We start from the raw sequence: 25,317 nt of genomic DNA, 5'->3' as shown, positions 1-25,317 counted from the left end.
GGCGGGGCCGGTCGGTCCGCTCCCTCGGGCTTTGGGGCCGGGCCCCTTCCCTGTGCGCGTCCTGTGGTGGACACTCGCCCACCGGGCCGACGTCGTCACCTCGGTCGCACGGTTCTCCTCCACTCCTCTTCACGCAAGGGCTTCCCAGATGCCGTTCGCACCTGTCGCCTTACGGCTCGCCGTCGCAGCCGCAGGCCTCCTGCTCGTCGCCGCCCCGACCACGGCGGCATCCGCCGCCCCTCCCACGGCCACAGTCCATGCGAGTACTCCAGCCGGAGCTGCCGAGACGGCCTCCTGGTCAGCTCCCCTGTCGACGGAAGGCCGTTACGTTGTCGACAGCCAGGGCAGGAGGTTCCGCCTCAAGGGCGCCAACTGGGATGGCGCGCAGGGCTCCTGGCTGGGCAACGGCAGCGTCACCGACCCCGCCAACCACCACGCCGGCCAGGATTCCCACGGAATCCCGCTCGGCCTGGACCGCGTCCCGATGGCCCAACTCCTCGCAGACTTCCATCAGTTGGGAATCAACACCATACGGCTGCCGTTCTCCGACGAGATGATCCACAGCACGACCCCCGTCCCCGACACCGCGGTCACCGCCAATCCGCAACTGCGCGGAAAGACACCGCTGGAGGTGTACGACACGGTGGTCGACGCACTCAGCGGGAGCGGGTTCGCCGTGATCCTCAACAACCACACCAACACCTCCCGCTGGTGCTGCGGCGTCGACGGCAACGAGCGCTGGAACAGCTCGCAGTCGACGCAGGCGTGGGCCGACGACTGGGTGTTCATGGCCCGCCGCTACGCCGGTGTCCCGCGCGTCGTGGGAGCCGACCTCTACAACGAGGTCCGCCGCGACGTACTGGACGATCCGAACTGGGGCATGGGCGACAACCACGACTGGTACGCCGCCGCCCAGCTCGCCGCCGACCGAATCCTCACCGAGGCCAACCCCCGGCTCCTCATCGTCATCGAGGGCATCAACTGGACCGGCATACCGGCGGACGGCCTCCCGCACGGCCGACCGGTGCTCACGCCCGCAGGCACCCTGTCCCACACCCTCGTCGACGCCCACAAGCTGGTCTACTCCGCGCACTTCTACGGGTACACCGGCCCGCACCACAGCGGCGCGACCGGCATCGGCGAGACGCACGACCCCCGCTACCAGGACCTGAGCCGTGACGATCTGTACGCGGCCCTCGAGGACGAGGCGTTCTTCGTCGAGGAGTCGGGCCGGCACTACACCACACCGGTCTGGGTCAGCGAGTTCGGCATCGGCGCGAACGAGACGAACCCGGCCGCCCGCACCTGGTTCACCAACATCACCGACTACTTCGCCGACCACGACGTCGACTTCGCCTTCTGGCCGCTGGTCGGCTTCGCGGGCCACGACGACTGGGCGCTGCTCAGCTACGACGAGTCCGGGCACCGCTCCGGCATCCTCGACTCCGGCGACTGGCGCGCGACCGCGTGGCGGCACCTGATGTCGGCGCCGAGCGACACCGGCGCGGTGGCGCCCGTCCCCGCGTGGCGGATGCTCGCCGTCGACCACGGCGACGCGGTGGAGTCCCTGCGAGTGCGGGCCACGGGCGACTGGGACTCCGGGGCGTACAAGGCCGCCTGTCCCGACGGGCTGCGACTGATCGGCCTCGGCCACACCAGCGGGCGCGGGCTGTGCACCGACACCACCGGCAGCGGCCCGGCCGACCTGCGCGCGGCCTCCGACGGCCAGACGGTGGTCACCGACGAGCGCTATGTCCCAGCGGGCGGCGACTGGGCGTCCGGATACACCAAGTTGCAGTGTCCCGCCGGCAGTTACCTCATCGGCTACAGCGTGCGCGGCGAGCGCGTGTCGGCGGCCCTGTGCGCGCCCGCGCGTATCCCGCTGGCGGGAGCCGGTCGCACCGTGTGGTTCGACCGGTCCGACAGCCGGCCCGCCGACGCCTCCGGCGGCGACTTCGCGTACGGCGACTACAAGGGCCAGTGCGCCGACGACGAGTACGCCTTCGGCATCGCCTTCACCACCAGGGTGGGCAGCCGCCCGGGGCCCGCTGCCCTGCTGTGCCGTCGGCTCGCCTGAAGCAGGGCGCCGCCGAGTTCCAGGTCGCCGCGGTGCGCGGCCGTGCCGTGTGCGGTGACCCGCGCGTCGGCCTCGACCGCCGTGCTGCAGGAGCCGACACGGCGGATGAGGTCCTGGCCGAGATCGCCCACACCCGCATCCTGCCGGAGGCCGTCCGGCAGGCCCTGACCGGGTGCGCCGGCAGGTGCAGGCCCGACCTGGCACTCAGGCTGCTCCCCGGAACTTGGAACTTCGAGGCACCGCAGGACCGCCGCACCAGTGTGGTGCGGCGGTCCTGCGCTTTCAGCACCTCGTGTGCCAGTGCCCGCGGGCAGCGGTCGTGCCGGCTGTCCGCGGCCGGGCCGGTGGATCAGCGGACGTGGACCGTCACCACGTCGGAGGCGTGCAGGCGCACAGGATGGTGGTCGTGCTTGCTGGTCAGGCCGTACAGCACCGCGCGGAATTCCAGGTCGCCGCGGTGCGCGGCCGTGCCGTGTGCGGTGACCCGCGCGTCGGCCTCGACCGCGGCGCTGCAGGTCTCCTGGTGCCACGGCTGCTTGCCGCTGCGCTCCTCCACGCACAGCTGGTGCAGGTAGCCGGCGCTGTCGTCGTCGCCGTGCGCCGTGACCGTTATGGTCCTTCCGACGTGCGCCGTGTGGGGCGCCGTGATGCCCACATCGCCCTTGGCGAACGCCGGCACGGCGGCCAGAGTCACCGCGGCCACGCCCAGCGCACCGATCACGGCCGCCCGACCGCCCCGCGCCTTCATCCCGGTCTTCTTCGTCCTGGTCATGGACTTCCCTCCCGTGGATCTCCGCCACATGCGAGACCCTCCTACGCGACGGCGCCCGGTTGCGCCCCCGGCTGATCATTCAGATGAGCCGACGCTGCTGCCCGTTGCGCCCCTTCTGACGCCGTTACGAATCCATGACAAATACACCACCTGGGCCTGAATCCCCCAAACGGCCAACGAATTACCGGCGGACCGGTACATCTTGTGCGCACGTGTGCGGTGCACGCTCTCAAACAGGCGAGTGAGGACGGCCGCCTTCCGCAGTGGCGGGCCCCAGGGGTCATGGGCGGGTACCGGCGGCGGACGGGGGCGCGGAGCGCGTCGGGTGCGTCGACGGCTCCACCGTGCGCGAGCGTGTGGGGGTGGGGGGCTGGGGTCCTGTCGGGGTTGTCGAGGGGACGGCGGAGGGTGCGGCGGCGGTGGCCGGAGGGCGGGTGGGAACGGTCGTCGTACCCGTCGAGGGGCGGGCGCTGGGGCGAGCGGTGACACTCGCGGGAGCCGACTCGGCCGGGGTCGGCGGGGCCGTGGGGCTGCTCGCGGGGGGCGGGGCGAGGGGCACCGTCGGGGAGGCGGGGGCCTGGTGGGTGGTGCGCAGCAGTGGTACGGCGAAGAGGGCAGCCACCGTGCAGGTCGCGCCGGCTGCGGCGGCGGCGCGCAGGATGCGGCGGCGAGCCGCGCCACGGCGGATCTCCTCGTACCGGCCGGGGGGCGGGGCGAGGAGCTTGGAGGGCGGCCGCATGATGACGGCGACGGGGTCGTCGGGTTCGAAGTCCGGACCGTCGTCATTGTATGTGATCAAGGCTTCTCCTCAGGTGGGCGCGGAGCAGTTCGCGGGCCGCGTGCAGGTCGGCCTTGACGGTTCCTTCCTTGCGCCCGGTCAGCACGGCCACCTCCCGGATCGGCATGTCAGCGTAGTAGTGCAGGAGGGTCGGTATGCGCAGTCGTTCGGGGAGCGCCTGGACGAGCAGGCGGACCGAGGGATCGGTCTGCTCGGTGGGCGGGCGGACGGACGCCTCCACGGTGGCGCGACGCATGGCCTTGCGTTCGCGCTCCAGCTGGCGCCAGTGGTCCCGGACGATGTTGGCGGCCGTGACGTAGAGGAAGCCCCGGGGCTCTGACACGGACGTCCAGCGGGCCCAGAGGCGGGTGAACGCCTCCGAGGCGATCTCGTGGGCGGTCTCGTCGTCGTCGACCAGGCGGCGGCACCAGCCGGCCAGGCGCGGGTAGAGAGCGGCGAACAGCTCTGCTGCCGCCTTCTCGCGGGACCGTTTCAACGCTCTCCATGGGGGATGGGGGCACTTTTCGCGCCCCGGGCGTGCGGGGCACCCGTGGGAAAGATCCCGGATCGACGGCGTACGTTCCATCGATCCGGGATCGGGGCGGGCGGCGGCCGGTCAGTGGTTCGCGGCGCTCAACGTGGCGAAGACGATCACGTTGTCGAGATAGCCGTTGCCGGTACGGGGTCCGCCGCAGGTGATGAGCCGCAGTTCGGGCCGGTCGACGTCGCCGTAGACCGCCTTCGTCGGAAAGTCGGCCTTGGCGACCGTCCGTACGGAGGTGACGGTGAACTCGGCCGATCTGCCGTTCTCCAGGCGCACCGTGATCCCGTCACCCTGGCGCAGCCGGTCGAGGTGGCGGAAGACGCCGTCCCCATAGGCTCCGACCGTGACATGGCCGAGGATCACCGACGGACCCGTCTGGCCCGGCGTCGGAGAGTGCTGGTACCAGCCCGCCTGGTCGTGCGCGGTGATCGGGGGAACCTCCACGCTGCCGTCCTGCGCCAGCCCGAGTCGCATGACCGGCGTGTCGACGCCGATCCTGGGGATCCGCAGCCGTGCCGGGACCGAACGGCCCAGCGCGTACGGCTCGTTGGCCGGGTCTGCGGAGGACCGGGCGGAGACGTGCGTGCCGCTGGGGCGGGTGGTCGACGCCCCGTCGCCGCCATGGCCGGCGCAGCTCACGAGCAGCGAGGCCAGCGCCGCGGTGACGAACGCGCGCCTGGAGAGGTGGGTCATGCCCCGGTCGCCCGTCGGCGGCGCACGAGGAAGACCGCCGCGCCGCCCACCGCGAGGGCGCCGGCGGCACCGCCGCCGACCAGCATGCCGTCCGAGCTGGAGCCGTTGGAGCCGGTGGTCACGCCGGTGTTGGGAGCACCACTCGGTACGACGCCGACCTGGCCCCGCGCCTCACTCGGCACGGGGGTGGCCGCCCGGCTCGGCGCCCGGGTGGGGACCGCGCTCGGTTCCGCGCTCGCCGGCACGCTCGGCCGGGCCGACGGCTCGGAAGTGGCGGAGGGACGGGGGGTCGCGGGCGCGCTCGTCCCGTGGGCGAACGCGGGCACCGTGCTCGCCAGCACGGCGACGCACGCGGCCGCGGTGGCGCTGAGGACTGTTCGGCGCATGAATCGCTCTCTTTCGTCGGCCGGCCCGGCGGGCGGCCGGGCAGGCTGTGTGATGGATCGAGCGGAGAGACGAGACAGGATCAGCACAGGTTGTAAAGGATCGGCAAAGTCGCACGGGGTGCAGGCCGTGCCGGGAGTCAGGGAGGAACACAAGGGTCGGCAGCGGTTGTCCGCAGCCAGGTGGATCTGATGGCTCAGCGGGTCCGAGCACGTGGCGACCGCGTTCACCGGGGCCCTGGGTCTCAGGGTTCCCGGTGAGCGGCTGTGCGTGGCGTCAGCGTGCGAACTTTGCGATGGCCGCGGGGGTGACGGGGGTGAAGAAATTGACGAGGTTGCCGTCGGGGTCGCGGAACAGCAGTGACCGGTTGCCCCAGGGCATCGTGGTGGGCCCGGCGACGATGTCGGTGACGAAGCCGGTCAGGTTCTGGTGAACGCGGTCCACGTCGTCGACGAGGAACTCGGTGATCACGCTGTGGTTGTCCGCCGGGCGGGCAGAGCCCGGGGCGAACAGCGGGACGGTGCGGGTGCCGGCGATCGCGAGGGTGGCGCCCGCGGTCTTGAGTTCGGCGAAGTCTTCGGTGGCCCACGTCGCACGCGCCCCCGTGGCTCGCTCGTAGAACTCGACGAGGCGCGCGACGTCGCTGGTGATGATGCGGATCGAGACGAAGTCCATGGGACTCTCCTTGGCTGTGCTGGAGGCGTGCACGTCGCAGGCTAGGAGAAATAGTGGACAGAATCGGTCCTGTATTCGCGTTAGGCTGCGAACATGTCTCGACCCACTGGCCGCGTGCTGACACTCCTGGAGCTGCTGCAGTCGGGCGGCACCCGGACGGTGGCCGAACTCGCCGGCCGGCTCGGCGTCGAAGGGCGCACCGTGCGGCGGTACGTGGACCAGCTGATCGACCTCGACGTGCCCGTGGAATCCGTGCGCGGCCGCTACGGCGGGTACCGGCTCGCTCCCGGGTACCGCTTGCCTCCGCTCATGCTCAGCGACGACGAGGCGCTGGCCGTGCTGCTTGGCCTGCTCACCGGCCGCCGGGCAGGGCTGACGACGACGCAGCACACGGCGAACGAGACGGCATCGGCCAAGATCCGGCGGGTGCTGCCCAAGCACATCGCCCGACGGCTCGACACGCTCCTGGAATCCCTCGCCTTCACGGAAAAGCCCGGAGAGTTCGACACCCCGGACGCCGGCGTCCTGCTCGCCATCGCCGATGCGGTGCGCCACCACCGACCGGTCTCGATCCGGTACACCGACCGCGACGGACGGCGCAGCGAGCGCACACTGCACGCGTACGGGATCGTCACCCACTCGGGCCGGTGGTACGTCACGGGCAAGGACGCCCGGATCGGCGAGGACCGAACCTTCAGGCTCGACCGCATCGCAGACGCGCGGACCCTGCCCGGCTCGTTCGAAACACCGGCGGGTCCCGGTCCGGCACAGCGCGTGTTGTCAGGGTTCGCCACGGCCGAGTACCAGCATGAGGTGACCTTGCGGGTCCACGGGACAGTCGAGCAGATCCGTGCCCACCTTCCCGCCAGTGTCGCGAGCCTGGTGGAGCACGAGCCCGCGGCAGGCGAGGACCGGGCAACCGAGCGCTGGCTGCGCGTCGAGCTGCGGGTGGAGCGGCTCGACTGGTTGCCTCCGGTGCTCGCCTCACTCGGCCGGCCGTTCGTCATCGAGCGCCCCGATGAACTGCGCGACCTCGTCATCGAACTCGCCGATCGCCTCGCGTCCTACGCCCGCCAAGCCTGACAGCGAGGGACCAATGCCATGAGGCGGCACCGCAAGGCGGTTTCGTTTGGATCAGCTGGTCGCTGGTCCGGGTGTGCCGTTGAGTGATGCGCAGTGGGCTGATATGGGCAGTCGACGGCACCTGGGAGCGGGTGTTCACTGCGCTGATGGCCCAGGCCGAAGCCGACGAGGACCTCAACTGGCCAATCTCGGTGGACTCCACGATCGTGCGCGCTCACCAGCACGCGGCTGGGGCCCGCAAAAGGGGGCCCCGGCAGGCGAACCCGATGACCACGCCATGCCGACGGCGAGAAGGACGTGCACGGGGGTCAGTTGACGCCGCGGTCGCGTCCCTCCCAGTACGGTGCGCGGAGCTTGAACTTCTGCAGCTTCCCGGTCGCGGTCCGGGCCAGCTCGTCGCGGAACTCCACGGAGGTCGGCGCCTTGTAGCCGGCGGCTTTTTCCTTGCACCAGCGGATCAGGTCAGCTTCCGTGGCCTCTTGGCCGGGTACCAGGACGACGAGAGCCTTGATGGTCTCGCCCCATTTCTCGTCGGGGACGCCGATGACGGCGACCTCGGCGACGGCAGGGTGAGAGAAGAGAACGTCCTCGACTTCGATGGACGAGACGTTCTCGCCTCCGGTGATGATCACGTCCTTCTTGCGGTCGCTGATGGTGAGGTAGCCGTCGTCGCCGATCTCACCGCCGTCACCGGTATGGAACCAGCCGTCCTTGAGGGCCGTCGCGCTTTCCTCGGGCTGTTCCCAATAGCCCTTGAGGACGACGTTCGACCGGGCCAGCACCTCACCCGTCGGGTGTTCCTCCTGTCCGGGGCTCTCGACCCTCAGCCGAACACCGAGCGCGGGGGCGCCGGCACGCACCAGCTTGGCGGCGCGGTCCCCGGCCGAGAGGCCGTCCCACTCTGCGCGGACACGGTTGACGGTCAGCAGCGGTGACGTCTCGGTCAGCCCGTAGATCTGGATGAACTCCCACCCGAGTTCCTCCTCCACCCGCATGACCGTCTTCGTCGGGGGCGGCGCACCAGCGACGATGATCCGTACCCGGTCGCGGCCGGGGATCTCGCCGTCCCACGTCTGTGCGGCGTCCAGCACGGCGGACACGACGGCGGGCGCCGCGCACATGACCGTGACGCCGTACCGCTCCACGCGCCGCAGGATCTCCGCGCCGTCGATTTTGCGCAGTATGACGTGCGGCACGCCGAGGCCCGTCATCGCGAACGGCATGCCCCAGCCGTTGGCATGAAACTGCGGAAGGGTGTGCAGGTACACATCGCGGTCGGTCACGCCTGCGTGCAGGGCGAATGTCACCGCGTTGGTCCAGATGTTGCGGTGGGTGATCTCGACGCCCTTGGGCCGCGCGGTCGTACCCGAGGTGTAGTTGATCGTGGCGGTGGCGTTCTCATCGGGTTCCCACGGCAGGGGCTCGGCGCCCGGGGCGGCGAAGAGGTTCGTGTCATCGCCCAGGACGAACCGATGCTCGGCGGTCACGTCCTTCAGGGCCTCGTCGAGTTCGGGGTCGACGTAGAGCACCCGGGCGCCGGATTGTTCGACTATGTAGCGCACCTCGTCGGCCCGGAGCCGGAAGTTCACCGGCACCAACACGCGCCCGAACCCGGACACCCCGAAGAACGAGGTCAGCAACCGTGCGCTGTTGTGGCTGACCACCGCGACCCGCTCGCCGAACCCGACTCCCAGGTTTTCGAGGAAGGCCGCCTGCCTCCGGGCCAGCGCCCCGAGTCCGGCATAGCTCAACTCGCCAAGAGGGTGTGCCGGCTGGGTCGGCTCGTCGATGACACCGGTGCGCCGGCCGTAGACCTGCACGGCCCGGTCGATGAAGTCGGAAACACTGAACGGGACGATCACTGGCTCTCCTCGATTGGGCTCACGGGATCACAGGCAGCTCGAGCCGGTTACGTTCGTATTGCCCAGGCGACCCCACCGAGGAACGGCCAACCTCGACAGATCCCGCTCCGGCACACGATCGTGGAACGCGTCTCCAACGACGTCCTGGGTGCCGCCCCGGCCACCGTCGGGGTGCCGAGGCGTTCGCGCAGTCGCGGGTATCTGGGCGGTCTCGGTGGCGCGTGCCATGGCGTCGGTCATCAGTTGCTCGGCGTCTGCGCCGTTCCTGTTCAGCCGGCGCTTCAGTGACACCTCCGCGTCAGTGACACTTCCGCGGCGGGGCCGAGCGAGCTGCCGAGGACGAAGAGGAAGACGGTGGCGGCTGCCCGGTCTGCGTCGGCGGCGGTGAAGCCCGCGTTTTCGTAGATGGCGAGGCTGAGATCGTCGTGGCGGGCCTGGCCGGGGCCATGCATGAGGTGGCTGTCGAACGCCTGGCCGAGCCAGGGGTGCCGGGTGAGCATGGCGTGCATGCCGGTGGCCTGGATGGTGGCGGCCGTACGCCAGCCGGTGGCGTCGAGATCGGGCTGCCCGATCTCGTACCAGATCGCGTCGCCGGCGAGCCGGATCAGCTCGTCCTTGGTATTGATGTGCCAGTAGACGGCTGTGGCGGCCGAGCCGAGCCGTTTGGCCAGGCTGCGCATGTTGAGGCCGTCGAGTCCCTCGTCGTCCAGCAGATCGATGGCCGCGTGGACGATCCGGCAAGGAGGGCGCGCGCAGACAACCCCGGCGGCGGCCCCGCCTCCTCGGTGAGCGATCTGCTGCGCTGGGCACGGTTCCAACTCGGCAACGGGGAGGGTGTGCTGCCCGCCGCGGAGCTGCACCGCATGCGGGAGCGGCCGGCCGGCCTGCGCGCCAGCACGCTCGGCGACGGCTGGGGTATCTGTTGGTTCCTGCACGACCGGGACGGCGTCCTCGGGATCGGGCACGGCGGCTCGGGCAACGGCCAGTTCGCCGAACTCCTCATCGCGCCGGAACGCAACTTCGCCGTGGTCTGCCTGGCCAACGCCGGGCCGGACGGCCACCCCTTCAACCAGTCCGTCGTGAAGTGGGCGCTGGAGCACTACCTCGGCGTCGTCGAGCAGGAAACGGAGCCGGTCCCGTACGACGAGGACCAGGCCCGACAGGTAGTCGGCCGCTACGAGATCGACGCCATGAACCTCGACATCGCCGTCGACGGCACTCGCCTCACCCTGGCCGTCGACATCAAGCCGGAGATCCGTGAGGCATCGGACGAGGAGATGCAGCCCGGCTACCCCGCCGCAGCCATCGGATTCCTTGCCGGCGACGGCGATGGGTACATCGTCACTGAAGGCGGCCTCAAGGGGCAGCGTGGCCGGCTCGCCAACAATGACACTCGGTATGGTGTGGGTCACATCGGCGACCTGTCACGTCCGGTGGGGGTCGCTTGTCCCACGGGTGTCACCGGCACCGAGGCCGGTGCTCGACCTTGGGAGATCGAGATGACCAACGGCCACCACGTCGTCGTACTCGGCGCCGGCTACACGGGTATGTTCAGCGCCATCCGGCTGGCCCACCGCACCCGCCGGACCGGCGTGAAGATCACCCTGGTCAACCCGTCGAGCCGGTTCGTCGAACGGCTGCGGATGCACCAGATCGCCGCCGGGCAGCAGCTGGCCGACCACAGGATCCCCGACCTGCTCGCCGGTACGGGCGTCGCGTTCGTCCGGGGCACCGTCACTGCCATCGCTCCCGAGACCAGGCGCGTCACCCTTGATGGTGCCGAGCCGCTCGGCTACGACACGCTCGTTTACGCGCTGGGCAGCTCGACCGACACCGGCAACGTCCCCGGCGCCGATCTCCATGCGTTCACCCTCAACAGCCCGGAGATCGCCGGCCGGTTCGCCGCGCGGCTCACCGAAGTCGCCGCGGCCGGCGGCGCGGTCACCGTCTGCGGCGCGGGCCTGACCGGTATCGAGGCGGTAACCGAGATCGCCGAGAGCCACCCGGGTCTGGACGTCACGCTGATCAGCCCGGACGAGCCCGGAGGCATGATGGGCGCCAAGGCCCGCGCCCACCTCCACCGCGCGCTGGACCGCCTCGGTGTCACTCGGGAGACCGGTGCCCGCGTCACCAAGGTGCTGCCCGAGGCCGTCGAGCTGGCCGACGGCCGGATCATCCGCTCCGACGCCTGCCTGTGGACCGCCGGCGTCAAGGTGCCGCCGCTCGCCGCCGACGCCGGGATCGCCACGGACGACCGCGGTCGGATTCTGGTCGACGCCACGCTGCGGTCGGTGTCCCACCCGGAGATCCACGCCATCGGTGACGCGGCGGCCGTCCGCCTGGCCTGGGGACAGCTCCATGGCTCCTGCCAGAGCGGACTGCCCACTGCTCAGTACACCGCCGACACCGTCGCGCGGCTGGTACGCGGCAAGGCCGTCAAGCCGTTCCGCTTCGGTTACTACCACCAGCCGGTCAGCCTCGGCCGCCGTGACGCCGTCATCCAGTTCACCAGGACCGACTTCACTCCCCGCCGCCTGCACCTCGCCGGCCGCGGTGCCGTCGCGTACAAGGAGATGGTCAGCGGCAGCCCGCTCATGACGTACCGGTTCAGCAGGCGCATGAACGTCTCCACCATCGTCTCCAAGGGCGGCCGCGCCACCCGCAGGCCCGCGGCATGACCGCCACACCCGCTCCCGGCGCCGTGATCCACGCCTTGCCGTCCGCTTCGCGAGGCTGGCAGCATGAGCCGGTGATCGACACCGGCGCCGGGCAGGACCCGTACCTCATACACCGCAGGCTGCTGTTCGCCACCGCCTACCGCATGCTGGGCAGTGTCACCGACGCGGAGGACGTCCTGCAGGACGCCTGGCTGAAGTGGAGCGCCACGGACCACGACGCGATCAGCCACCCCAAGGCCTACCTGGTACGCACGGTCACCAACCTTTCCCTGAACCGCCTCACCTCTGCGCGGGCCACCCGCGAAACCTACGTCGGCCCGTGGCTGCCCGAACCCCTGCTGACGTCCCCGGACATCGCCTCGGAGGCGGAATTGGCCGATTCCGTCTCCACTGCCATGCTGGTCGTGCTGGAAACCCTCAGTCCCGTGGAACGCGCCGTCTTCCTGCTCCGCGAGGTCTTTGGCTACTCGCACAGCGAGATCGCCGAGACGCTCGAACGCCCCGAGCCGACGATCCGTCAGATCGCCCATCGCGCCCGGGCGCATGTCCAGGCCCGCCGCCCTCGCTTCGACGCCGACCCCGACCGGCGCCGGCAGATCACCGCTCAGTTCTTGGAAGCCTGCGCGGGCGGCGACCTGAACGCCGTGATGGAACTGCTCGCCCCCGACGTGACCGCCTGGTCCGACGGCGGCGGGAAGGTCACCGCGGCCCGTCGCCCGCTCCACGGCATCGACCATGTCGCGCGCTGGCTCCTGGGTTTCCTGGCCAAGCCCGAACTGGCCGCTCTGACCATGGAGCCGGCCGTCATCAACGGCGAACTCGGCATCCTGGCAACCGTCGACGGGCACAGCATCGGTGCTCTCTCCTTCGACCTAGGTGCTGGCCGTATCCACAACCTCCGATTCCAGGTCAACCCCGACAAGCTCAGCGGCCTGACCTCTGACAACCCCCTCGCGCCCCCTGAACCGTTCAAGCCTGGAGCCATTCCGGCGGGGCTTCGGGCCACGGCGAGTCGTCCAGGGCCGCCGCAGCCCGCCGCTTGTGACACCGAAGATGTCCTCGACGGAGCTGAGTAGACCCGAAGCCTGCACCGGCGGGCGATTCCATCCCTATTGGACAAGGCAACCACCTGGGGAACGGCGAGCATCGCCGGCCGATTTCAGAGCCTTGAAATCGGCCCCGGCCGCACGCGCGGACGTGCGAGTGGGAGGGTGTCGCGTTGGGTGGCGCTTCGTAGGGTTTTCAAGTCGCTGGCCATGCACGGGAATTGGGGATGCCTTTCCGGTGCGATCGCGTTTTCCGGGTGGTCGTAGGATCGGCTCGACCGAGGAGGAATTTTGCGTCAGACGATCATTGCAGCGCTCACGACGGCCACCCTGGCTATCGCCGTCGCTCCCGCGGCGGCCGCCGAACCCCCCGCCCGTCCGTCCCTGGAACCGCTGACCCGGCTGTCCGCCGAGCGGGTCCTGATCGCCGACCAAGTGGCCGCGGCCAAGTACCGTACCGGGCAGCCCATCGACGATCCCGCCCGCGAGCAGCAGGTACTCGACGACGTGGCCGCCCAGGCCAGGGCACTTGGCACCGACCCGGATGAGGTGGTGGCCGTCTTCCGGGACCAGATCGAGGCGAGCAAGATCGTCCAGCGCGGGCTGTTCCGCATCTGGGACACGGATCCGTCGAAGGCGCCGACCGGCAGCCCCGATCTGTCGGTGATTCGCGTCGAGATCAACCGCGTCAGCGGCGAACTCGTTCAGGCCATCGCGGACACCGACGCACCCCGTACCAGCCCCCGGTGCGGAGGTCGGCTGCTGGCCGCATACCTCAACACCGACCGTACGATGCGGCTGGACATGCTCCACGCGATCGCGCTCGGGCGTTCCTTGCCGCACGTCTGCAATGAAAAATGGCTCGTCACGCGGCCTTGACGGGTGATTCGGTCCGGCGGACCGACTGCTGTCCCGGGCCTGCCCATGGCCAGGAGTGCGGAAAAGCGAATTGGTGACGTCAGAGGGATCACAGCGAGATGCTCCGGAGATCGTGAACCGCTCCGCCTGCCGCCTCAGTACTGTGACTTCGCATGACCGACACTGATTTCGAGATCACCGCAGACCTGGTCCGCGCCCTGCTGCAGGAGCAACATCCAGACCTCGCAGGGCTGGCCATCCGCAAGGTGGCGGGCGGCTGGGGCAACCAAATGTGGCGCCTCGGGGACGAGTTGGCCGTGCGCATGCAGCGCATGGACCCCACCCCGGAACTCCAGCTCAAGGAGCGGCGGTGGCTCCCCGTGCTGGCCCCGCGCCTGCCGCTCCCGGTGCCGGTCCCGGTTCGGTGCGGCGAACCGTCCGCGCGCTTCCCCAAGCACTGGACCGTGATGACGTGGGTTCCCGGCGAGCCGCTGGACCACGGCTCGATCAGCCGCGGCGACCACGCGGCCGACACGCTGGCGGGCTTCCTCCAGGCGCTTCACGTGGAGGCGCCCGCCGAGGCGCCGGTCGCTACGGACCGCGGTGCCCATCCCAGGAACTGCACGGACGGCTTCGAGAACTTCTTGCAGGCCGTTGCCCTCGACGACATCGCTGCCGACGTCCGGGCCGTCTGGGACGATGCCGTTGCGGCCCCCGCGTGGGAGGGTCCGCCGGTGTGGGTGCACGGCGACCTCCATCCCGCCAACGTCGTCGTCTCGGACGGAACGCTCTCGGGCATCGTCGACTTCGGCGACATGTTCGCCGGCGATCCGGCCTGGGACCTCGCCGCCGCATGGGTGCTGCTACCCGCGGGCACGGCCGCACGGTTCTTCGACGTCTACGCGCATGCGGACGAGGCGGCGATCCGGCGCGCCCGCGGGCTGGCCGCTTTGAAGAGCCTCTTCCTGATGCTCATGGGGCAGGCCGGAGACCGGGGTCTTCCCGGCGGCAAGCCGAACTGGGGGCCTGCAGGTCGGGCGGCACTTGATCGTGTTCTGAAGGGTGTTTGACGCACGCTTCTTTGAACTTGTTCTCGATCTTGGTCGAGGGCCATGCGGCAGGTCCACGGCCGTATGCTGCCCGTGGCTCCGATCGAGCCGCTGAGCTTCTCCTCGGCGCCAGCCACGCTGACCTGGTGACCTTCGGCCTCGCCGAGCCACACTGCCGTCTAGTGCCGTGACCGGGATGGTTTGCCGGGTTGACGTCCACGTCAACCGAGGCCATCCGTCTTGACACGGAGTGCGATCACATATGTTGTGGCTCCTCGAAGATGCGCGAGAAGGAGTGACAGTGGGCGAAAATTCCCAGGTGACAGCGCTCGCGAAGGTTCTGCCAACGACGCACGGCGTGGATGAGCGGATCGACTGGAGCGCGGTCGAGGAGATCTGGGGGACCGGGTTTCCGGCGGACTATGTGGCCTTCATGGAGGCGTACGGGGCAGGCAGCGTCAGCAGGGAAGTTGGAATACTGTTGCCGGTTCCGCGATCCGATGCTTATTCGGACGGGTCCGGCCTGCGGCAGGAGACAGCCAACGCCCGCGGCACATGGGAAATGCTCGGTGGTAGAACGGCCCTGGACGTGGACCTCGATTCCATCGTGGCGTGGGGTGTCACGAGCGGCGCAGACATCTACTGCTGGCTGACCACTGCCGACGATCCCGACCGATGGCCCGTGCTTGTATGCGGTCGGCACACGAATCCCACCTTCCAGGTCCATCCTTTCGGGATGGCGGAGTTCCTGCGCAGACTGCTCACCGATGGTGAATTCCAGGAGGAGACGATCAGTGTCGTCCTTCCGAAGGAGCACACTTTCGTCAACTGGCGTGAGCAGAAGCGTCACTTGGAGGCGGGCCTGGACCCCACCACGGGCGAACCCTGGGATTACTGAAGTTGTTGCCGTGATGTCGTCAAGGTGAGGCCGGTTTCGGCGAGACATCCGTCGATGAGGTTGCTGCGGTACTGGATCTGGCGGAGGCCGCGTCGTAGCGCGCTCATGAGGTGGTTGGGGTCGGTGAAGGCGGTGTTGGCCTGGCTGCTGCGTCGCAGCAGTGACCTGGGGCCATGTCTCCTTCACCCACCCGGTGACAGCTTCCTCGCTGCGCTCGCTCGCGCGGCGCGCGGGGACCTGGTGGCTGAAGCCGTGCCGGTGCAGCATCTGCGCGATGGCCGACAGCGTCATGCTCTTGTGGAACCGGCGCCCGATCAGCGTCTTGATCCGAGCCAGCGTCCAGGTCTGGTCCGGCCAGCCATGCGCTACCGGCCCTCTGGCCAACTCCTGCTCGAGCACCGCGAACAGCGCCTCACTCAGCTTGGGCCTGGACGCCTGCCCCTTCGACTCCAGGGCCGGTGCCCCGCCGTGCTCTCATGCCTGGTGCCACCGCTGGACCGACCGCACGCTGACACGTAACTGCTTGGCGATGGCGGCATTGTCGTCTCCCAGGGTGAATAACTCGGCCCTGTCCTCCCGAAGCTACGGCGAAGTGACAAGTAGCTCTCTGCAACTCAGAGTAACGCTCGGTCAGGGGTATCGGGGCGAGGTCCGGGGACTTCGCCGACCTTGAGGGCGGTGAAGTCGGCGTGGGCCTGTTCGACGGCTTCGGGGTACGCCTCGCGCTTGGCGTGCTCGGCCAGCGCCCGATAGATGCTCGCCACCGAAGGGTTCTGGCCCTTGCGTTTGCCGGTGGGGATGATCAGGTCGGGCTGAATCTGCTCGACGGACTCGCCGCCCGCGCGGCGCCGGAGCACGGTGTGGAGCATGTCGTCGGTGATGACCGGGGGCCGGCCGCCGTGCTTGCCCTTGCGTGCCGCGGTGTCGAGCCCTTCCAGGGTCGACTCGCGGATGTTCTCCCGCTCGGTCTCCGCCATCGCCGCGAAGAATGCGAACAGCAGCTTCCCCGGGCCGGTGGGGTCGTAGATGCCGGGCAGGGGCCCGGCGAGCATCTCCAAGACCAGGCCGTGGGCTGTTAGGTGGTCGGCGAGTGCGGTGAGTTCGGCAGCGTCGCGACCGAGCCGCTTCATCTCGTACACGGTGAAGATGACCTGGCAGTGCGGGGCGTGTGCCTTGACCTCCCGCGCCGTCCTCAGTGCCTCCTCGAACTTCGGGCGGACCCGCACCCGGGTGCTGATCTTCTCACTGAAGATCTTGTCTCTCGGGATGCCGTGCTTGCTGAGCGCGTCGAGCTGAGAGTCGAGTTCCTGCCCGAGGGTCGAGCACCGCGCGTAGCCGATGCGAATGTCCGCGCTCGGCAGGTCCGGGTCGATCGGCGCCGGCGGCGGGGTGCCCGGCCGCCACGGCCGTCCCGGTCCGCGGTCGGCCGGGATGGGCACCCGCAGCGCCTTCTTCAGCCGGGGCACCTTCGTGAAGCGGCGGGTGTGGTAGGCGGAGGCGACGGCGCCGCCGCGTGAGCGGCACGGCGAGCCGGGCTGAGCGTCACACTTCGGACAGGCGTGCTGTTCGACGTCGTCCGCGTCCGACCGGTCGGTTGGGGAGGGCTGCTGAGGGTCCGCCATGAGCCCGGATTTTCGCACAATGCAAGTCTCAGAAGGGGGACCGTTTCACTTTTGAGTGAGAACGGGTTCTGCGAACGAATCCGGGTCCGGCGGAGGTCTGGCGGCCCGTTTCTGATCTTGCTCGCGCAAAGGTCCGTTTTTGCGTCCCGCGCGCTCCGACGGGCAGGGAGTTCCGCAAGGAACGAAACCACGGCCGGGAGCGGAGCGCGTGCCGGCAGATCCGTCCAGGTGACCGCGTGCGTCCACCACCGCCCACCCGCATTCCTTAACGGAGGTGTGAAGCGCGGCGCTGAGAACCGAAGCCGCACCGGCTGCGCAGACTGCCGCCGAGGCGGTCGATTGCCCTGTGCTGCGGCATCAGAGGCGAACCCGCGCCGGAAGGCTCATCGGCTCGTACGGCCCGGTTTCCCGAGGTGGGTGAGTGCGGCTGTGACCAGGGCCTGGACGCCGGTGTCCAGGGTGGGCTGCAGGACCGGTGCGAAGCGGGGGCTGTGGTTGACCGGGATCTCCTGGGCCACGGTGCCGCGTTGCCGGGCCGCCTGGTAGGAGTCCGGATCGACGCAGCCCAGGGCCCAGTAGGTATACGGGGTGCCGAAGGCGTCCGGGATCCGGCTGAAGTCCTCGCTGGCGCTCTGCAGTTCGGCAGTGACCGCGTGCTCCCCGAACATTGCGGCGAAAGCGGCGGAGACCTCGCGGGTGACCGCGTCGTCGTTGACGGTCGGCGGAAAGCGGGTGCCCTCCTCGATCTGCGGCTCGCGGGTCGTCCCGGAGGCGTCGCACTCGGCGTGGACGATGCGCCGCACGGCGGACAGGACCGCCCTGCGGGTCTCTTCGTCGTACGTGCGCACGTTCACCAGCAGTTCCGCCGACTCCGGAATCACGTTGCCGCTCGTGCCCGCCTGGACGGAGCCCACGGTGACCACGGCCGGCTGGGCGGCAGCGAGCTCGCGCGAGACGATCGTCTGGAGCCGGACGACGATCATCGAGGCGATCACCACCGGGTCGATGGCGGCCTGCGGTGCCGAGCCGTGAGCGCCCCGGCCATGGACGGTGATCTTGACATTGTCCGCCGCGGAGAGAAAGGACCCGGCGCGGGTGCCGACCTGCCCGGCCGGATAGGGAAGCACATGCTGGGCGAATGCGACGTCCGGGCGGGGAACACGATCGGTGAGCCCGTCGGTGAGCATCCGGTCGGCGCCGTCCCCGGGCTCTTCGGCAGGCTGGAACAAGGCCAGCAGCGTGCCCTGCCACGCCTCCGGCGCGGCGGCCATGAGCCGTGCCGCTCCCAGCAGGCAGGTGACGTGCATGTCGTGACCGCAGGCATGCGCCACGGGCACCCGCCGCCCGGAGGCGTCCGCGGCTTCGGCCGTGCTGGCGTAGTGCAGACCGGTCTCCTCACGGACCGGTAGCGCGTCCATGTCGGCCCGCAGCAAAACGGTCGGCCCCTCGCCGTTGGCCAGCACACCGATCACACCGGTGCCGCCGATCCCCTCGTGCACCCGGTAGCCGCAGTTTCTCAGGCGTTCCGCCACACCGGCCGCGGTGCGGTGCTCCTGGTGTCCCAACTCGGGGTGGGCGTGCAAGTCCTTGTAGACCTCTTCGAGTTCGGACCGGACAGCACCGAGCCCGGCCAGCACAGCATCTGCGGAGTCCTTGAGCGTCATGGCTGTGCACTCCTCCCTCTCGGCGGGTGGTCCCAGCGCCGGTTCATGTCAGGGCCCCCGGCGCTTGACCGGCCCCGGCCGCCAGTCGCGGCTGCCCGGCAGCCTCCAGCCCCAGTGGAACGCGGCCAGACGCAACGCGATGCCGACCGCGATCCCGGCCAGGACACCTACGGTGGGTGCGCCGAGCCGGCTGCAGACAACCATCACCACGCTCACCAGCACCGCGACGGTCGCGTACAACGGGGTGCCACCGAAGATGGAAGGCGTGCGAGCCAGAAGCAGGTCCCGGATGGCCCCGCCGCCGACCGCTGTGATGGTGCCCAGCAGCACGGCCGGCAGCCAGCCCAGGCCGACAGCGAATGTCTTCTGCGCGCCGGCGACCGCCCATACGCTGAGTGCCGAGGCATCCAGGAGGGTGAAGGCCCAACCGGAGGTGTGGCGGCTCAGGTCGGCCAGGAAGGCCAGCAGGGTGCCGGCGACGGCGACCGTGAGATACGTGTAGTCGGTCAAGGCCACGGGTGTGCCGTGCTGCAACAGGGTGTCGCGCAGGATTCCGCCGCCCAGGCCCGAGACGATGCCGATGACCAGGAAGCCGAACAGGTCCAGACGTCGGGCCCGGGCCAGCACCCCGCCGAGCGTGCCGTTGGCGAACACTCCGCTCAGGTCCAGCGCCCTGGTCAGCTCGGTCACACTCTCGGGCGACAACGCCCGGGCCACAGACACCGGCGTCTCCCTTCACACTTCCACCATCGAAGCAGCCAAAGAGGCCACGTGCCCGCTGGGCAGGGCATGCGAGGCAGCTTCCCCGGCCGCTGGCTGGCCGGACTGCGACGGTGACGTCCGTTCGCAGATCAGGTGCCGTAGGGGGGCGAGATCCACTGAGCAGGTGTGGGATCACCCCCGAGCAGGGGAGCGCCAGCATTCCGTACTCGCACCCGGACGGCGCAGCGGGCCGAGCGAATTCCGGCCGTCCCCCACATCATCTTCACGAGGCCACGTTCGACCGGATTGTGGCCTCGTGCTCCTTCCGGGCCGTGCCGCCCGCGCTGCTGGCGCAGGCTCGGCCGGGCGGGAAGATCCTTCTCACCCTGTCGGGCTGGCCCTACGGATACGCCCGCGTCCTGCTGACCGTGAACGGCGACCACGCCGCCGAGGGCCAGCTGTTGGGCGGCACCATGTCCGCGCGCCCACCCGGCGCCGGCGTTCGGCAACCCCGCCCACTGGGCCGCGGGCCTTCCCGATGCCGGCCGGGCCGCCCGGCACGGCCCGGAGCGGACGAGTGAGCGCGCGCCAGGGGCAAGCACGGCTGTCACCGCCGCCGCTCTCCCCATCGGGCTGCGCTCGTGAGCCGAGTTCACGGGGCGAAAGCGACACCAGTAACAACCGTGCGTTCTCTGCGTGGATTCCCGTCTCGGCTGTGACATTCCTCCGCCATCAGGCGCCTTCTCGTCACGGCTCTCACCTGGGCATACTCCACGCCTATTCCGCCTCAAATCATCGATGGGCGTGGGCTGTTGCGAAGGGACTGATGGAAGAGATGACGTGGGAGACAGTCTCTGCGGGGACCGCAGGCACCTGGCTGCTGGGGGACCTCACGGTCAACCGGATCGGATTCGGTGCCATGCGATTGACCGGCAGTGCCGCCTTCCACCAGGGCATCGCGCGCGACCGCAGCCGGGTGATAGGCGTACTGCGCCGTGCGGTGCAACTCGGCGTCAACCACATCGACACCGCTGCGTTCTACTTCTCGCGGCTGCGCTCCGCCAACGAGCTGATCAACTCGGCGTTGGCTCCGTACCGGACGACCTGGTGATCGCCACCAAGGTCGGCCCCGCACGGGACGCGTCCGGTGAGTGGACGGCCCCGGCGCGGCCCGATCAGCTGCGTGGTCAGGTCGAGGAGAATCTGCGTCAGCTCGGCCGCGACCACCTCGACGTGGTCAACCTGCGCCTCATGGGCCAGGACTCGATCAGCGAGCACTTCGGGGTCCTCGCCGAGCTGCGTGATGCCGGACTGGTCCGTCACCTCGGCATCTCCGGCGCACGCCCCGTTCACCTGGCCCAAGCCCAAGCGATCGCGCCCGTCGTGTGCGTCCAGAACCGCTACGGCATCGACGCACGCGCCAGCACCGAGATGCTCCAGACGTGCGCCGCACACGGCATCGCGTTCGTGCCCTTCTTCTCCATCGCCGGCGAGGGACGCGAAGCAGGCGCCGTCCACGCTGAGCAGGAACAGATCCTCGCTGTCGCCCGTGCGCACGGAGTGTCGTCGGCGCAGGTACGTCTGGCATGGATCCTGCGACAGGGCAGACATGTCCTGGCCATACCAGGAACGGGCAGCCCGGACCACCTCATCGACAACCTGGCGGCAGGCTCGCTGCATCTGACAAAGGAAGACCTCGACGTCCTCGATGCGCGCTGACGCGGCCCGGCTGAGGGCGCCGCCAGGGCAGTCACCCCTGGGGAGACCGGCACATCGGACACCGCGCGGACGCAACTGCGTGGGGTCCGGACCGGAGTCCGCGGATCCGCTCCGGCCGATCGAAGCTGACTGCTCTTTGACGGTCGGGCGGGGGGCGTTATCAGCCAATTGCCGCGCCCGCCTCGGCGGCCGGTGGCCGGCTCGCCTCACGGCTCGCCGGACATGACCCGGTGGATGCGGCAGTGCGCACCGCGTGCCGGAGGCGCCTCGGTTTCGTGGCGCAACGCCCGGAAAGCAGGACCCGGCGGCACGTTACCGTCTGCACCGCGCCGGTGCCAGTGACGCCTCGCGCCACTTCGCGCGGTTGACGGCAGCGGGGCCAAGGGCCTTCCTCGTCGGGCTCGTACACGGCCGCGAACGGCGACGACAGCATGGCGTAGTCGGCCGCAGCCAGGACGCGTCGCATAGGGCCATCGGCTGCTGCCGGGCCAGACGTGCGTCGGCCATTCAAGGCTCGGACCACGGGCGACGGGACGGGCTGGGGCCCTTGTTCCGGCCGCCGTGCGGTGACTAGGCTCCGGCTCGCTTTCGCACGTCCCACACATTTTCTGCACACGAAGACCGGAATCACCGGTTCATCAGTCGTTGCGGCATATCACGCCGGGGATCTACAAGGTCCGCCGGACGACGAGGGAGGGGTGGAGGACATCGGCAGGTCTCGATTACCGCGGCGCTCCGGCAAGGCGTCGACCACACCTGGTGCCGCGCCGCCCCCGGCGGACACCGGGATCCGCACGGCGGGCGGACGTGATCTGACCGTTCTCTGGGGGATCAATTTCATCGACGGACTCGGCAGCCAGGCCTCCGGTCTCGTGTTCCCCCTGCTGCTCCTCGATCTGGGCCACGGACGCGGTACCGCAGGCGCGTTCGCCAGCGCCGCCGCCCTCGCCGGGGTAGTCCTGAGCCCGTTCGTCGCCCTGCCGGCCGACCGAGGCCGCCGGCGTACTCTCATGACCGGCACATCGGTGTCGGCGTCCCTGGCGATGGCCGGGCTGGCCGCCTGCTGCCTCGGACACCCTCCCCTGTGGGTCCTGCTGGGCCTCGCGCTCACCGAGCGTCTGTGCGCGACGGCGTACGAGGCCGCAGCACGTGGTGCCCTGTCGCGGCTGGCGGGCGCCGCCGATCTGCCCCGGGCTGTGGCCGGAGTCCAGGCGGGCGATCAGGCAGCACTGGTGCTGGGGCCGGCGCTCGGCGGGGTCCTGTTCAGCGTGAGCCCTCTCCTGCCGTTCGCCGTGGACGCCGGCTCCTACGCGGCGGCGGCATTCGGCGTCAGGGCCGTACGGACTCCCCTCGACGGCACACCTGCCGGCCCTCCCCACGGACCGGACGCCCCGGGGAATCCCGCAGACGTTCCGCCGGCGACCTCGGCCATGGTCCCGGACTCGCCCCGCTCCTCCTCGGACCCGCCCGTCGGCACGGTCCGTTCCGGAGCCCTGCGGGCCGGCGTCGCCGCGGTGGTCGGTTCCCCCGTGCTGCGGCTGGTCCTGCTGTGGTCCTCCGCAGCGAGCGGAGCCGTGGCCCTGTTGTTCTACAACGCTCTGTTCGTTCTGGGCACCGAGGCGGGCAGCATCGCCACCGGAGGGGTACTCGCGGCCTCCGGTGCGGCGGGCCTGGCCGGTTCTCTGGTGGCGGCGCGTGCGGTGCGCCGGCTCGGTGCCCACCGGTCGCTGACCGTGGCGACCTGGCTGCTCCTGCCGCCGTGTGCCGCGCTGTCGGTGGCCCGTGAACCGTGGTCGTGGACTTTGTGCTTCTGCGGACTGTGCCTGGTGCTGCCGGTGGTCACGGTCGTCCTGGGCGCGGCGGCGGTGCGCGCGGTACCCGCGGAGCTGCAGTCCCGGTCCGGTGCCGTACTGGGATCGGCGGGCGCCTTGACCGCCGCCGGCGGGCCGGCAGGTGCGGCCCTCTTGATGGCGTGGGGCGGTCCCGGTGCTCCTGCGGTGGCCTGCACCGTCATCCTGGCTCTGCTGGCCGTCCACACGCAGCACACGGCGAACACCGTGCTGCGACCGCTCACGCCCGCCCACGCAGACCAGGACACGGGCCGCACCAGCAGCCGTGCAGGGGGCGCACGATGACCAACTCCTATCGAGTGTTCGTGACCACACTGCCCGACACCTGCCCGGCCGACCCTCGCCGCATGGTGTTCACGGCGGACTCCGGCGGCCGCTGCGAGGTCTTCACGTGGGACGCCGCAGCCCGGCGGACCCGGCAGGTCACCGACAGCGCCGAGGGCACGGCACACCGGGCGATCGACGCCGACGGCTACGTGTGGTGGTTCGCGGAGGACGCGACCGAGAGCGGCCACTGGTGGTTTCAGCACTTCGACGGCGGCCCCCGCCTGCCGGGCCTGCCCGGAGCGCCGGCCGGACGGCCGCGCGGACTGGCGGTGACCGCGGACGGCACGGCCGCCGCGGCCATCGCCCACGCCGAGGGCACCACGGTCGTGGTGGGCCGGCGCGGTCAGACGCCGCGACAGGTGTGGTGCTCTCCGGGGTCGCTCCGGTTGGGTGGCATCACGCCGGACGGCACGTTGATCGCCCTGGCGGCCGCCGCCGACGACCCTGTCGCCGTGAGGATCTTGTCACGTGAGGGCCGAACGGTTCTCGCCCTGCCCGGACCCGCCGCACCCGGCGCCGGCGGGGGAGGGCCCCAGGGCCCGGCGGGCCCGGCGCCGGCCGGCACCAGGCTGTGGTGTCAGGGTTTCTCGCCCCGGCCCGGGCGGCGCGAGTTGCTCATGGTGCGCGACCTCATGGACGGCTACGTCCTCCAGACGTGGACGCCGGAGGAGGGCCTGTGCACGCATCACTGGTGCCCCTTCGACACGGAGATCAGCGCTCGCTGGTACCCGGAGACACGCGCGGTGCTGGTGCGTCAGGACCGGCAGGGCCGCTCCCTGCTGCATCACGTGGATCTGGACGCGCGCAAACGGGTCCTCGTGCCCACCCCCGCGGGCAGCGTGCTGGATGCTGCGCCCCGGGCCGTGGGAGCCGTCGACTACCTGTGGACCGACACCGCCCATGCCCCGGTTCTGCGCGCCACGGACGGCATCGAGCTGCCTCCGTGCGGTTCCGCGACCGTGGTGCCCGGACGGCACACCGACCTGTGGACGCCCTCGTCCTCGGGACGGGTGCACACCCTGCTGAGCCTGCCGGAGCGGCCGGGGTCCGAGCCGCCACCCGCCGTCTTCCTGATCCACGGCGGACCTGCCGATCACGACCGTGACGCCTACGACGCCACGGTGCACTCGCTGGTGGCCTCCGGATACGCCGTCGCGCGCGTCAACTACCGGGGCTCCACCGGTTACGGGCCGCGCTGGCAGCGGGAGTTCCCCGCCGGAGTCGGCCACACGCAGGTCGAGGACCTGGCCGCGGTCCGCGCCGACCTCGTCGCCCGCGGCCTCGTCGCCCGTACCGCGAGCGCCCTGTGGGGTGTGTCCTGGGGCGCCTACCTGGTCCTGCTGGCTCTGGGCACCCGCCCCTGGCTGTGGCAGGCCGGTATCGCCGTCAAGCCGGTCGCCGACTGGGCCGCCGCCCACCGCGCCACCACCCCGGCGCTGCGCGCCTTGGACGTCCGGCTGTTCGGCGGTACCCCGGACGAGCTGCCGGAACGTTACGCCAGTAGCTCGCCCCACACCTACGCGGCCGCGGTCAGGGCACCGCTCCTCGTCGTCGGCGCGACCCGCGACGTCAAGTGCCCGCCCGGGCAGATCCGCGGCTACCTCGCCGCGCTGGCCGCGGCGGAGGTACCGCACGAGGCCATGTGGCTCGAGACGGGACACGACGGTTACGACGGCGCGGCGCACGTCGCCGTCCTGCGTCGGTCCCTGCGCTTCCTGCGCGACCGGCTGCCCGCCCCGGCACCCGGCGCCCTCACACGTCCTCCCGCGTCGACGGGAGGACCCCGGTCCCGCTGAGGCAACAGCGGGACCGGCGGCACAGCACCATCCCACTCGCAGAAGGAGGAGCACCGTGCAGAAGGACATCATCCACAACGACCCGCTCGCGGGCGACGAGGAGAACCGCAAGCCGGGCATCGGCATCACCATCACCGTGCCGTTCCGCAACGCCGACGAGGGCGGCGACGAGGAGTGACCGACGGCCCGGCCGGCCCGCCGAGCACGCGGGCCGGCCGGGCCCCCGTCCACCGTCCTGCC

21 protein-coding genes and 4 pseudogenes are annotated in these 25,317 nt (G+C 70.4%); 13 read left to right on the top strand and 12 right to left on the bottom strand.

Annotated features, from left to right (window positions below):
• Positions 1 to 148 precede the first annotated feature (148 nt).
• A complete protein-coding gene (locus A6P39_RS04495) occupies positions 149 to 2,077 on the top strand; it encodes a glycoside hydrolase family 5 protein (protein ID WP_067039256.1) in 1,929 nt (642 codons plus the stop codon).
• Positions 2,078 to 2,426: 349 nt separating this feature from the next.
• Here A6P39_RS04495 and A6P39_RS04490 read toward each other — a convergent pair whose 3' ends face one another.
• The 6 genes from A6P39_RS04490 to A6P39_RS04465 form a co-directional block, all read right to left on the bottom strand.
• Complete coding sequence (locus tag A6P39_RS04490; RefSeq protein ID WP_067039257.1) at positions 2,427 to 2,849, bottom strand: hypothetical protein; 423 nt, start codon at positions 2,847 to 2,849, stop codon at positions 2,427 to 2,429.
• A gap of 280 nt (positions 2,850 to 3,129) precedes the next feature.
• Positions 3,130 to 3,648: a hypothetical protein gene (locus A6P39_RS04485; RefSeq protein ID WP_067039258.1), complete on the bottom strand. Its 519-nt coding sequence runs from the start codon at positions 3,646 to 3,648 to the stop codon at positions 3,130 to 3,132.
• Positions 3,632 to 4,123 carry an RNA polymerase sigma factor gene (locus tag A6P39_RS04480; RefSeq protein WP_067039259.1) on the bottom strand — a complete coding sequence of 164 codons (492 nt, stop codon included), beginning with the start codon at positions 4,121 to 4,123 and terminating at the stop codon, positions 3,632 to 3,634. Before A6P39_RS04480 ends, A6P39_RS04485 begins: the two co-directional genes overlap by 17 nt.
• A gap of 120 nt (positions 4,124 to 4,243) precedes the next feature.
• Positions 4,244 to 4,864: a class F sortase gene (locus tag A6P39_RS04475; protein WP_067039260.1), complete on the bottom strand. Its 621-nt coding sequence runs from the start codon at positions 4,862 to 4,864 to the stop codon at positions 4,244 to 4,246.
• On the bottom strand, positions 4,861 to 5,250 hold the full coding sequence (locus A6P39_RS04470; RefSeq protein WP_067039261.1) for a Tat pathway signal sequence domain protein: 390 nt from the start codon (positions 5,248 to 5,250) through the stop codon (positions 4,861 to 4,863). Before A6P39_RS04470 ends, A6P39_RS04475 begins: the two co-directional genes overlap by 4 nt.
• Positions 5,251 to 5,524: 274 nt before the next feature.
• Entirely contained in the window at positions 5,525 to 5,923 is a 399-nt protein-coding gene (locus A6P39_RS04465) for a VOC family protein (RefSeq protein WP_067039262.1), read from the bottom strand.
• Positions 5,924 to 6,016: 93 nt separating this feature from the next.
• Here A6P39_RS04465 and A6P39_RS04460 point away from each other — a divergent pair, with 93 nt between their 5' ends.
• Positions 6,017 to 7,006 carry a helix-turn-helix transcriptional regulator gene (locus A6P39_RS04460; RefSeq protein WP_067039263.1) on the top strand — a complete coding sequence of 330 codons (990 nt, stop codon included), beginning with the start codon at positions 6,017 to 6,019 and terminating at the stop codon, positions 7,004 to 7,006.
• A gap of 308 nt (positions 7,007 to 7,314) precedes the next feature.
• Here the strand turns inward: A6P39_RS04460 and A6P39_RS04450 are convergent, their stop codons facing one another.
• Together A6P39_RS04450 and A6P39_RS04445 are read right to left on the bottom strand one after the other, a co-directional pair.
• Complete coding sequence (locus A6P39_RS04450) at positions 7,315 to 8,868, bottom strand: AMP-binding protein (protein ID WP_067039264.1); 1,554 nt, start codon at positions 8,866 to 8,868, stop codon at positions 7,315 to 7,317.
• 281 nt (positions 8,869 to 9,149) lie between these two features.
• On the bottom strand, positions 9,150 to 9,548 hold the full coding sequence (locus tag A6P39_RS04445; protein WP_159395918.1) for a TetR/AcrR family transcriptional regulator C-terminal domain-containing protein: 399 nt from the start codon (positions 9,546 to 9,548) through the stop codon (positions 9,150 to 9,152).
• Between A6P39_RS04445 and A6P39_RS04440 the strand changes: the two are divergent.
• The 6 genes and pseudogenes from A6P39_RS04440 to A6P39_RS04415 all read left to right on the top strand — a co-directional run.
• A pseudogene (locus A6P39_RS04440) lies at positions 9,495 to 9,863 on the top strand (serine hydrolase); the annotation flags it as partial. The gene A6P39_RS04445 and the pseudogene A6P39_RS04440 sit on opposite strands and share 54 nt — an antisense overlap.
• Positions 9,864 to 10,367: 504 nt before the next feature.
• Positions 10,368 to 11,546, top strand: coding sequence for an NAD(P)/FAD-dependent oxidoreductase (locus tag A6P39_RS04435; RefSeq protein WP_067039314.1), 1,179 nt, complete (start codon positions 10,368 to 10,370; stop codon positions 11,544 to 11,546).
• Positions 11,543 to 12,622 carry an RNA polymerase sigma-70 factor gene (locus tag A6P39_RS04430; RefSeq protein WP_199840655.1) on the top strand — a complete coding sequence of 360 codons (1,080 nt, stop codon included), beginning with the start codon at positions 11,543 to 11,545 and terminating at the stop codon, positions 12,620 to 12,622. Before A6P39_RS04435 ends, A6P39_RS04430 begins: the two co-directional genes overlap by 4 nt.
• Before the next feature lie 261 nt (positions 12,623 to 12,883).
• Positions 12,884 to 13,471: a chorismate mutase gene (locus A6P39_RS04425; RefSeq protein WP_079133093.1), complete on the top strand. Its 588-nt coding sequence runs from the start codon at positions 12,884 to 12,886 to the stop codon at positions 13,469 to 13,471.
• 152 nt (positions 13,472 to 13,623) lie between these two features.
• The gene (locus A6P39_RS04420; RefSeq protein ID WP_067039265.1) at positions 13,624 to 14,520 is read left to right on the top strand and encodes an aminoglycoside phosphotransferase family protein; all 897 of its coding nucleotides are present in this window, start codon (positions 13,624 to 13,626) and stop codon (positions 14,518 to 14,520) included.
• 298 nt (positions 14,521 to 14,818) lie between these two features.
• Entirely contained in the window at positions 14,819 to 15,397 is a 579-nt protein-coding gene (locus A6P39_RS04415; RefSeq protein WP_331454091.1) for an SMI1/KNR4 family protein, read from the top strand.
• Here A6P39_RS04415 and A6P39_RS45380 read toward each other — a convergent pair.
• The 4 genes and pseudogenes from A6P39_RS45380 to A6P39_RS04390 all read right to left on the bottom strand — a co-directional run.
• Positions 15,391 to 15,979, bottom strand: a pseudogene (locus A6P39_RS45380) (helix-turn-helix domain-containing protein); the annotation flags it as partial. The gene A6P39_RS04415 and the pseudogene A6P39_RS45380 sit on opposite strands and share 7 nt — an antisense overlap.
• 32 nt (positions 15,980 to 16,011) lie before the next feature.
• The gene (locus A6P39_RS04400; protein WP_067039267.1) at positions 16,012 to 17,019 is read right to left on the bottom strand and encodes a recombinase family protein; all 1,008 of its coding nucleotides are present in this window, start codon (positions 17,017 to 17,019) and stop codon (positions 16,012 to 16,014) included.
• Between the two features lie 383 nt (positions 17,020 to 17,402).
• Positions 17,403 to 18,683, bottom strand: a complete 1,281-nt coding sequence (locus tag A6P39_RS04395) for an amidohydrolase (RefSeq protein ID WP_067039268.1) — start codon at positions 18,681 to 18,683, stop codon at positions 17,403 to 17,405.
• A 48-nt stretch (positions 18,684 to 18,731) separates the two neighbouring features.
• Positions 18,732 to 19,406: a trimeric intracellular cation channel family protein gene (locus tag A6P39_RS04390; protein ID WP_067039269.1), complete on the bottom strand. Its 675-nt coding sequence runs from the start codon at positions 19,404 to 19,406 to the stop codon at positions 18,732 to 18,734.
• Positions 19,407 to 19,672: 266 nt separating this feature from the next.
• On the opposite strand from A6P39_RS04390, the pseudogene A6P39_RS04385 reads away from it, so the two are divergent.
• The 5 genes and pseudogenes from A6P39_RS04385 to A6P39_RS04365 all read left to right on the top strand — a co-directional run.
• Positions 19,673 to 19,958, top strand: a pseudogene (locus A6P39_RS04385) (ATP-grasp peptide maturase system methyltransferase); the annotation flags it as partial.
• Positions 19,959 to 20,220: 262 nt separating this feature from the next.
• Positions 20,221 to 21,104 (top strand): annotated as a pseudogene (locus A6P39_RS04380) (aldo/keto reductase).
• Positions 21,105 to 21,802: 698 nt separating this feature from the next.
• A complete protein-coding gene (locus A6P39_RS04375) occupies positions 21,803 to 23,239 on the top strand; it encodes an MFS transporter (RefSeq protein ID WP_067039271.1) in 1,437 nt (478 codons plus the stop codon).
• On the top strand, positions 23,236 to 25,077 hold the full coding sequence (locus A6P39_RS04370; RefSeq protein ID WP_067039272.1) for a S9 family peptidase: 1,842 nt from the start codon (positions 23,236 to 23,238) through the stop codon (positions 25,075 to 25,077). The genes A6P39_RS04375 and A6P39_RS04370 overlap by 4 nt, the downstream gene beginning before the upstream one ends.
• A gap of 55 nt (positions 25,078 to 25,132) precedes the next feature.
• Positions 25,133 to 25,255 carry a hypothetical protein gene (locus A6P39_RS04365; protein ID WP_256257095.1) on the top strand — a complete coding sequence of 41 codons (123 nt, stop codon included), beginning with the start codon at positions 25,133 to 25,135 and terminating at the stop codon, positions 25,253 to 25,255.
• The last annotated feature ends 62 nt before the right edge of the window (positions 25,256 to 25,317 follow it).

Origin of the sequence: Streptomyces sp. FXJ1.172 (assembly GCF_001636945.3) — a bacterium.
In the GTDB taxonomy this organism is placed as follows: Bacteria; Actinomycetota; Actinomycetes; order Streptomycetales; family Streptomycetaceae; genus Streptomyces.
Note: the sequence above shows the minus strand (reverse complement) of the source record. Positions and strands in the feature narration are given on the sequence as shown.